The following is a 1,331-nucleotide window of genomic DNA, read 5'->3' on the forward strand; positions in this document are numbered from 1 at the left end:
ACCGCCACGACGGGTGAGATGAGCCGGAACGTGGCGGAGGCGGCGACGGGGTCGACCGAGATCGCCACGAACATCACCGGGGTCGCGGGTGCTGCGGGCACGACCACCGAGGCCGTGCAGCGGTCCCGCGCGGCCGTCGAGAGGGTCCGCGAACTGTCCGTCGAGCTGCGCGAGCAGGTCGCACGGTTCACCTACTGACGAGCACCGGTGCACCCGGGCGGCGCCCGGGTCCACCGCCGGACGAGAAGGCTGTGGTGACGATGCGGTGGATCGCCGACCTCGGGGTACGCACGAAGATCCTGGTCGCCCTCGGCGCGCTCAGCGCCGTGTCGGTGATCGTCGGGCTGTTCGGCCTGCTCGCCATCGAGCGGCTCAGCGCCGGGACCCGGGACATCGTCACCACCCAGAACACGCTGCTCGCCGCCCGAGCCGACGTCCACGAGCACCAGGTCGTCGCCGGCCAGTACATGGCCCAGCTCCTCGCCGCCCGGACGGCCTCCCAGAAGCAGGGCTGGCTCGCGCGGATCGAGGACAACGACCTCGCGATGGCCGATGCCGTCGAGCGGGTCGAGTCCTACGACGGCGCCACCGTGATGCCGACCTGGACCGAGTTCGTCGAGCTGTACGCGGCCTGGCAGCAGATCCGTGACCAGGAGCTCATCCCGCTGGCCGTCGCCGACGAGTCGCTGCGCTACGAGTCGCGCCGCGTGCAGGAGGCACAACCACTCGTCGACGACTACACCGAGGCCCTGGACGCCGCGGGGGCGGCCCTGGCAGCCAGCGCCGACCAGCAGGTCGCGGACGCCCGAGCCACCGCGACGTCCGCGCGCGTCATCGTCCTCGTCGCACTGGTCGTCGGTCTCGCCGTCGCCATCGGCATCGGCTGGCTGGTCTCCTCCCGGGTCGTCACCTCCCTGCGCCGGGTCCAGGACGCGCTGACGGCCATGGCCGCCGGCGACATGACGGTGCGAGCCGACGTCCGCGGCCGCGACGAGATCGGCCAGATGGCCGCCTCGCTGACCGAGGCCCAGGAGGCCACCGCGACGGTGATCCGCCTCGTCGGGTCCTCCGCCGAGCAGGTGGCCGGGTCGGCACAGGAGCTGTCCGTGTCCTCGCAGCAGATCGCTGCGGGTGCTGAGGAGACGTCGGTGCAGGCCGAGGTGGTGTCGGACGCCGCGACGGAGGTGTCGCGGCACGTCCAGACGGTCTCCGCCGGCGCCGAGGAGATCGGGGCGTCGATCCGGGAGATCGCGCAGTCTGCGGGTGATGCGGCGCGGGTGGCGTCGCAGGCGGTGTCGGTGGTGGAGTCGACGAACGAGACGGTCTCGAAG

1 protein-coding gene and 1 pseudogene are annotated in these 1,331 nt (G+C 72.4%); both read left to right on the plus strand.

What is annotated here, in order from left to right:
• Positions 1–198, plus strand: a pseudogene (locus tag ACYVQV_RS18960) (methyl-accepting chemotaxis protein); the annotation flags it as partial.
• A gap of 62 nt (positions 199–260) precedes the next feature.
• On the plus strand, positions 261–1,331 hold a 1,071-nt coding region (locus tag ACYVQV_RS18965), incomplete at its 3' end, for a methyl-accepting chemotaxis protein (RefSeq protein WP_461024873.1).

The organism is Thalassiella azotivora, from assembly GCF_054781695.1.